This is a genomic window from Patulibacter sp. NPDC049589 (genome assembly GCF_040675535.1).
Taxonomy (GTDB): Bacteria; Actinomycetota; Thermoleophilia; order Solirubrobacterales; family Solirubrobacteraceae; genus Patulibacter.
In genome coordinates this window covers 1-7,079 of the sequence record NZ_JBFAPC010000224.1, presented here as the reverse complement: position 1 = coordinate 7,079, position 7,079 = coordinate 1, and the positions used below count along the sequence as shown (strand labels likewise).

The following is a 7,079-nucleotide window of genomic DNA, read 5'->3' as shown; positions in this document are numbered from 1 at the left end:
CTATCTCCTCACGCCCGCCGCCCAGCCCTTGCACATCTCGATGTCCGCGGTGTAGGAATACCAGCCCGTCACGCGGGTGTGGCCGTCGGCGCCGTGCCGGCGCGGGGCGCGGCCGGCCGCGCCCCGCCCTCGTCGCCCGGTCGGCCCGGCCGCGCGACGTCGATGGCCCCGGCCGTCACCATCCCCCGACCGCCCGCCACCACCCCGAAGGCCCGCATGAGCACCACCGAGGTCACGACCCTGAAGAACGTCGTCGGAGGCGAGATCGTCGACGCGACCACCGGGGAGTTCGAAGACGTCCTCGACCCGGCGACGGAGGAGGTCGTCGCCCGCTCGCCGCTCGGAGGGCCGGCCGACGTGGCGCGCGCGGTCGACGCCGCCGCCGGGGCCGCGCGGGCCTGGGGCCGGACGACCCCGAAGGACCGCGCCACCGCGATCGTCGCGCTCGCCGACGCGCTGGACGCCCACGAGCAGGAGCTCGCCGACCTCGAGTCCCGCGACGCCGGCAAGCCGCGCGGCGCCGCGCTGGAGGAGGTCCAGAGCTGCTCGGACCACCTGCGCTTCTTCGCCGGCGCGGCCCGCGCGCTGAACGGCCAGGCCGCCGGCGAGTACTCGGAGGACCACACGTCGATCATCCGCCGCGAGCCGCTCGGCGTCGTCGGCCAGATCACGCCGTGGAACTACCCGCTGGCGATGGCGATGTGGAAGATCGGCCCCGCGCTGGCGGGCGGCAACACGATCGTCCTGAAGCCGTCGGAGCTGACGCCGCTGACCACCGTCCGGCTGGCCGAGATCGCGAACGACATCCTGCCGCCCGGCGTCCTGAACGTCATCACCGGCCACGGCACGCCCGTCGGGTCCGGGATCGTCGACGACCGGCGGATCCGCCTGGTCTCGCTGACCGGGTCGGTCGCGACCGGCAAGCGGATCGCCGCCGCGGCGTCCGAGCGCCTCGCGATCGCCCACCTCGAGCTGGGCGGCAAGGCCCCGGTCGTGGTCCTCGACGACGCCGACGTCGACAAGGTCGTCGAAGGCATCCGGGTGGGCGGGCTCTACAACGCCGGCCAGGACTGCACCGCCGGCTGCCGCGTGATCGCCACGCCGGGCGTGTACGACCGCCTGGTCGAGGCACTCGTGCCGGCGTTCGAGTCGCTCGTCGTGGGCGAGCCGCTGTCCTCGGACGACATCGAGCTCGGCCCCGTCATCTCGGCCGGCCAGCGCGACAAGGTCCTGGGCTTCGTCGACCGCGCCGCCGACGGCGGGGCGGAGGTCCTGACCGGCGGCAGCGGCGTCGGCGAGCGCGGCTTCTTCGTCGCGCCGACCTTGATCGCCGGACCGGCCCAGGACAGCGAGATCGTCCAGCGCGAGGTCTTCGGCCCGGTCGTCTCGATCCAGCGGGCCGCCGACGCCGAGCAGGCGCTCGAGTGGGCCAACGACACCGTCTACGGCTTGGCGTCGTCGGTCTGGACCCGCGACGTCGGCGCCGCGATGCGCTTCTCCCGCGAGCTCAACTTCGGCTGCGTGTGGGTCAACGACCACATGCCGTACCTCTCCGAGATGCCCCACGGCGGCTTCGGCGAGTCCGGCTACGGCAAGGACCTCTCCGTCTACTCGCTCGAGGAGTACACCCGCGTGAAGCACGTGATGGTCCGGCTCGACTGAGGCGGCGGGTCGGGCGGTCCGGCGTCGGGCCGCCGCTCGTCGCCGGGCCCGGACCCCGTCCGGCGCGAGGCGGTGGTGCGCGGGCGCAGCGGGACGCCCGCGGCCGGGACGTCGGGTCAGCCCTCGACCCGCACCGCGGTGCTCCCGCACCGCTCGCAGATGCAGGCGAAGATGCCGAGCCACAGGCCGTCGGCGCCGGTGTCCATGCCCGACGCGGCGTAGGTCGCGCTGCAGTCGTCGCAGCGGCACTCCACGGTGATCGCGGTCATGTCGTGGACGCTGTCGGTCGTCGGGGCCATCCGTCGAGCGTCGCGCAGGTCGGGCCCGGAGGCGAGCGGCGGGTGTCGTCCTGCACGCCGGGAGGCCACCCGGTCGCGGTAGCCTTCGCCACGACCCCTGCGCCGTACGCGCAGCGGGTCCGGTCCCCGTCCCCCAGGAGCCCAGATGTCCCCTCTCGCCGACGATGCACGCGGTGGTACGTCCGATCCGGTCACAGCGACCGTCGACCGGGTACCGCGCACCGCCGACCGCGCCACGACGCGCACGGGCGGCGCAGGCCGATGACGCGGCTCCAGCGCCTCTGGGCGTTCGCGGCGTACGTGGTGACGGTGTTCGTCCTCGCGATGGTCGTCGGGGCCCTCGGGGCCCTCGGGCCGGGGGAGCTCCTGATCGTCCTCGTCGTCGCGCTGCCCGTCACCGTGCCCGTGTACCGCACCGGCCTGCGGCGGGTACGGCGCCGACACGGCTGACGCAGCGGGCCGGCCGCGTCCGGTCCGGCGCCGCCGCGACCGTGCAGCCGCTCAGGGCGCGCTCGGGTCCGCCGGGGTCGTGTCCCCGGTCGCGGCCCCGGCCTGCTCGAGCGCGCTCACCCGGTCCTGGAGCTCGCCGACGTCGGACTGCACGGCGCTGAGGCTCGCCGCGTCGGCCCCGTCGTCGGTCGTCGTCGTGGTCGTCGTCTTCGCCGCCGACACCGCCGCCGCGACGGACGACTGCAGCTTCGTGACCTGGTCCTTGACGTCGGACAGGTCGCCCTTGGTCGCCCGGTCGTCGAGGCGGCTCTCCAGCCGGGCCACGCTCTTGCGCAGGGACGCCGGCGTCTGCGTGCCGTCGGAGGACGAGTCGTCGCCCCCGCCGGAGACCAGCGCCACGGCCGCCACGGCCAGGGCGATGACCGCGATCGCGGCCAGCGCGACGAGCCAGCTGCGCAGCGACCGCAGCTGCTGCTCCAGCGCGTAGAGCTGGACGTCCGTGGCCCCGCCGCCGGGGGCCGGCGGCACGGGCTCGCGCTCGCGGGGCGGCAGTGGCTCGCGCGGGTGGCCGGGCTCGCGGGGCGGGACGGGCAGGCGACGCGTGGGCGGATCGTCGTCGAAGCTCACCGTCAGACCGTACCCACGGGGCGCGACGGGACACGGTACGCACGAGTCCGTGCACGCCAGACGGCGGCTCCCGCGCCGCGACGGCCGGCACACGCGTCCGCCGGCCGTTGCGCGACCCGCTCCCGCGCGGGAGGATCCGCCGGTGCACGAGCTCCGCGACCGCGACGTCCGGGCCCTCCTGGACCTCGTCGGGGAGGCCAACGGCGCCGACGACCTCGACGAGTTCCGGGCCGCCGTCATCCCCGGCGTGCGCCGCATGGTGCCGGCCGAGATCGTCTCCTACAACGAGGTGGCCGGCGACGGCGACGTCCTCGCCGCGATCTCCGACCCGGTGCTGCCGGCCGCCCTGCACGGCGCGTGGGCGGCCCACGCCCACGAGCACCCGCTGCTCCGGCGCCTGCTGCGCACCCACGACGCCCGGCCGTACCGCTTCTCCGACGTCGTCACGCACGAGGAGCTGGCCGCGCTCGGCCTCTACCGCGACCTCTACGAGCCCCTCGGGATCGCCCACCAGGTCGCCTTCGCGCTGCCGTCGGGCCCGACCCTGAGCGTCGCCGTCGCACTGATGCGGGGCGGGCCGGACGACTTCACCGCGCGCGACGTCCGGATGCTCGACCTCGCCCGCCCGCACCTGGCGCAGGCCTACCGCAACGCCGCGCTGCGGGAGCGGATGGCCGGCACCATCGACGCGCTGCTGCAGGGCTTCGACGACGACGGCGAGGCCGTCGCGGTCGTCGACGACGCCGGACGGGTGGCCGCCGTGAGCGGCCCGGCGGCGCGGTTGCTGGGCGAGCTCGACCGGGAGGCCCGGGGTCCGGGGTCGCCAGCGGTCCCCGGACTCCGCGGGCACGCCGGCGACGGAGCGACCGTCCGCCCCGGCGACCCGCTCCCGGCCAGCCTCCGCGCCTGGTGGCTCGCCCCCTCCGACACCACCGTCCCCGCGCCCTTCGCGGCCGAGCCGGGCCGCGACGGCCGACTCGTCGCGCGGCGCCTGAAGCGCTCCAGCCGCACCGACCTCGACCTGCTCGTGATCGAGCGCCTGGCCCGCGGCGTCCCGCTCGACGTCCTGCGCAGCCTCGGGCTGACCGCGCGCGAGACGGCGGTCCTCGACGCCTTCATCCGCGGCGGCTCGACCGCGTCGGTCGCCGCCGCCCTCGGCGTCGCGCCGCGCACCGTCGACAAGCACGCGCAGAGCGTCCACGCCAAGCTCGGCGTCCGCTCCCGGACCGAGGCGATCGCCGCCGCCTGGACGGCCGCCGGACTGACCGAGGACGAACGGCTGCGCAGATCCGCGTAGGCCGGGGCGTGCCGGTTGCCGCGCGGGCCGCGCGGTGGCCTACTTCCGTCCGTGCCACGGCCCCTGCGCGTCCTCCTCGTCCTGCTCTGCGTCGCGTCGGCCGGCGTCCTCGCGTCCACGGCGTCGGCCGCGACCGACGTCACCGGCTCGTGGTTCCACTACGAGCGCGACTTCTCGACGACCGGCACGTCCCTGGGCGGCATCACCGGCGTCTACGACGACATCACGCTGCAGGACACCGCGGGCGCGTTCTCCGGCCAGACCACGGCGACCGACCCGCTACGCGGACAGCTCACCGGCGGGAGCGTCCGCTACGCCGTCCAGAGGATCCGCCAGGCCGGCAGCCCGACCTACGCCGTCTACCAGGGGACGCTCACCGACGGGGGGAACGTCATCACGGGCTACACGGCGCTCTGCACCGTCGGTGCGCCGAGCCACGCGCTGCAGCAGGGCACGTTCGTGATGTCCCTCCCGGCGGAGGCGAACCCGCCCACCGCGTCGACGACGCCCGTGGGCCAGGCCGCGCTGGACCTCTGCGACGACCCGCTGCCGCCCGGCCCGGACTTCCGGCACCCGACGACGACGACCGCGCAGTGCTTCCTCGGGGCGTCGGCGACCGCTCCGGCGACGTGCGTGGCGACGGTGACCGACGCCGGTTCGCCGCAGGAGACGCCGTCGGGCGGCGTGACGTTCTCGCTGCCCGCCGGGGGCGGGACGTTCCCGAACGGGCCGACCTGCACCCTGGCCCAGCCGACCGCCACGGCCGGCAGTCCCGGCACGTGCCAGGTCGTCGTCCAGCCGGGGGCCGCGGGCTTCCCGACCGGCACCGACGTCCCCGTGACGGTCGCCTACGGCGGCGGCGCCGACCACCGACCGTCGTCGGCGGACCACGCGAGCGCCGTCGGCGGCGGCGGGACCGCGCCAGTCGTCGTACCCCCGCCGCCGTCGACGATCGTGCCGGTGCCCGTCGCCGCCCCGGGCGCCGTCACCCCCGACACCCTGCCGCAGTGCCAGGACTACTCCCTGGTCTCGTCGAACCTGTCGATCCCGCTCGGCGACTACCGCGGCCAGGACGGCGCGTACGGCGCCAAGGCCCAGAACGTCCTGTCGTGCTCCCTGCTGGCCAGCGCATCGGTGGCCCTCGGGGGCAAGTGGGTGACGCAGAACGTGGCGGCCGCCCTGGAGGCGCTGACCGCCGGGTCGCGGTTCGCCCACACGTTCCGGACCTACGTCGAGACCGCCGCCGGCTGGTTCGAGTCCGCCGCCCAGATCCACCCGTGGGCGACGTCGCAGAGCACCGCCCAGGCCACCGCGATGCACGACCCGCCGCGGCCGGACTGGCAGCGGCTCGCGACGGCCGCGCCGCCGAGGACGCCGCGGGTCCGCGTGTCGGGGTCGTCCGCCGTGCGCGCCGCCGCGAAGGCCCAGAACCGCTGGACCGCCGGACTCGCGGCCTCGCGCGGCCTCGCCGACGCCCTGAAGGTCACGATCGACCGCGCCGGCGGGGCGAAGCGCGCGAAGCGCCCGGCGTGGCAGGGGAAGCAGATGCGCCTCGCCGTGTCGCTCTCGAAACGGCTCGCGGCGCAGGACACCGCGCTGGTCGCGCTCGCCGGCACCCTGAAGGCCCTGGCCGCCCACGCCGCGGCCGCGCGCCGCGGATCGTCGCCCGCCGCCATCGGCCGCACGCGTCGCGCCGTCGCCCGCCACGGCCTGACGAAGGCCCAGTCCACCCGGCTGCGGCGGCTCGGCTATGGGCCCGCCGAGCGGGCGGCCGTCGTCGCCGCCGCCAAGCGCACCGCGGTGCCGACCTCGGCACTGCTGAGCACGCCGGCGAAGGCGTTCGCCGACCCGCAGCTCGCCGCGGAGCTGCGGACCTTCGCGCTGTACTTCCGGCTCTGGGCGGTCCGGCCGGAGGTCGCGGCCGCGGCGGCGCTGCGGTAGACCGGCGGCCGGAACGTCGCGCCCGCCCGGCCGCATCGCGTCGCCGGACCGGCGGGCGCGACGCGCCCACCTGGTGCGCGCACCTCGCCACGGGATCGGCCCGGCGTGCTCAGAACAGCCGGCCACCGCGCTCCAGGTCGAGCAGGAAGCGCTTGCGCTCGGTGCCGCCGCCGTACCCGGTGAGCGCGCCGTCCGAACCGACCACGCGGTGGCAGGGGACGACGATCGAGACCGGGTTCTTCCCGTTCGCGAGCCCGACGGCACGCGAGCCGCCGGGCTGCCCGAGCCGCGCGGCGAGGGCGCCGTAGCTCGTCGTCTCCCCGTACGGGACCTCGAGCAGCGCGGCCCAGACGCGGCGCTGGAACGGCGTCCCGCGGTCGAACGCGACCGGCGCCTCGAACGTCGTCCGCTCCCCGGCGAAGTACTCGGCGAGCTCGGACAGGAGCGGCGCGAACAGCGCGTCGTCCCGCACGGCGTCGTCCGCCAGCGACGGTCGGTGGCGGTGGTCCTCCATGTAGAGGCCCGACACGCCCTCCGGCCCGCCGACGACGGTGATGGTGCCGATCGGTGAGTCCGTCGTCGTCCACCGCTCCCCGGTCATCGATCGAGTATCGCGGGACGAGCCGACGGTCCCATCGCACGGGGTGCCGGGGCGCCCCGGCAGGAAGCACCGGACGCGTGCGCGCCGGCGCCCGATCCACCCCGACGGCCGGCCCGACCCGAACGCCGGCCCGGAGCGCCGGATCAGTCGGCCGCGCCCGCCCCGGTCGCCAGCCGCGGCGCCCGCGGGGCGGACGTCGCCC

The 7,079-nt window shown here is 76.4% G+C and carries 7 protein-coding genes; 4 read left to right on the top strand and 3 right to left on the bottom strand.

All coding sequences use genetic code 11. The features are described 5' to 3' along the window. The first annotated feature begins 216 nt into the window (after positions 1-216). Positions 217-1,662 carry an aminobutyraldehyde dehydrogenase gene (locus AB0L40_RS25400; RefSeq protein ID WP_364361202.1) on the top strand — a complete coding sequence of 482 codons (1,446 nt, stop codon included), beginning with the start codon at positions 217-219 and terminating at the stop codon, positions 1,660-1,662. Positions 1,663-1,778: 116 nt separating this feature from the next. Here the strand turns inward: AB0L40_RS25400 and AB0L40_RS25395 are convergent, their stop codons facing one another. After that, positions 1,779-1,961 (bottom strand): hypothetical protein, encoded by a 183-nt coding sequence (locus tag AB0L40_RS25395; protein ID WP_364361200.1) that lies wholly within the window; start codon positions 1,959-1,961, stop codon positions 1,779-1,781. A gap of 261 nt (positions 1,962-2,222) precedes the next feature. Here AB0L40_RS25395 and AB0L40_RS25390 point away from each other — a divergent pair, with 261 nt between their 5' ends. Continuing rightward, a complete protein-coding gene (locus AB0L40_RS25390) occupies positions 2,223-2,411 on the top strand; it encodes a hypothetical protein (protein ID WP_364361198.1) in 189 nt (62 codons plus the stop codon). A gap of 51 nt (positions 2,412-2,462) precedes the next feature. Here the strand turns inward: AB0L40_RS25390 and AB0L40_RS25385 are convergent, their stop codons facing one another. Beyond that, the gene (locus AB0L40_RS25385; protein WP_364361196.1) at positions 2,463-3,038 is read right to left on the bottom strand and encodes a hypothetical protein; all 576 of its coding nucleotides are present in this window, start codon (positions 3,036-3,038) and stop codon (positions 2,463-2,465) included. A gap of 142 nt (positions 3,039-3,180) precedes the next feature. Here AB0L40_RS25385 and AB0L40_RS25380 point away from each other — a divergent pair, with 142 nt between their 5' ends. Both AB0L40_RS25380 and AB0L40_RS25375 read left to right on the top strand, forming a co-directional pair. Then, positions 3,181-4,335, top strand: coding sequence for a helix-turn-helix transcriptional regulator (locus tag AB0L40_RS25380; RefSeq protein ID WP_364361194.1), 1,155 nt, complete (start codon positions 3,181-3,183; stop codon positions 4,333-4,335). Positions 4,336-4,386: 51 nt separating this feature from the next. Then, entirely contained in the window at positions 4,387-6,276 is a 1,890-nt protein-coding gene (locus AB0L40_RS25375) for a hypothetical protein (protein ID WP_364361192.1), read from the top strand. Positions 6,277-6,385: 109 nt separating this feature from the next. On the opposite strand, the gene AB0L40_RS25370 is transcribed toward AB0L40_RS25375, so the two are convergent. Next, the gene (locus AB0L40_RS25370) at positions 6,386-6,877 is read right to left on the bottom strand and encodes a methylated-DNA--[protein]-cysteine S-methyltransferase (protein ID WP_364361190.1); all 492 of its coding nucleotides are present in this window, start codon (positions 6,875-6,877) and stop codon (positions 6,386-6,388) included. Between the last annotated feature and the right edge of the window lie 202 nt (positions 6,878-7,079).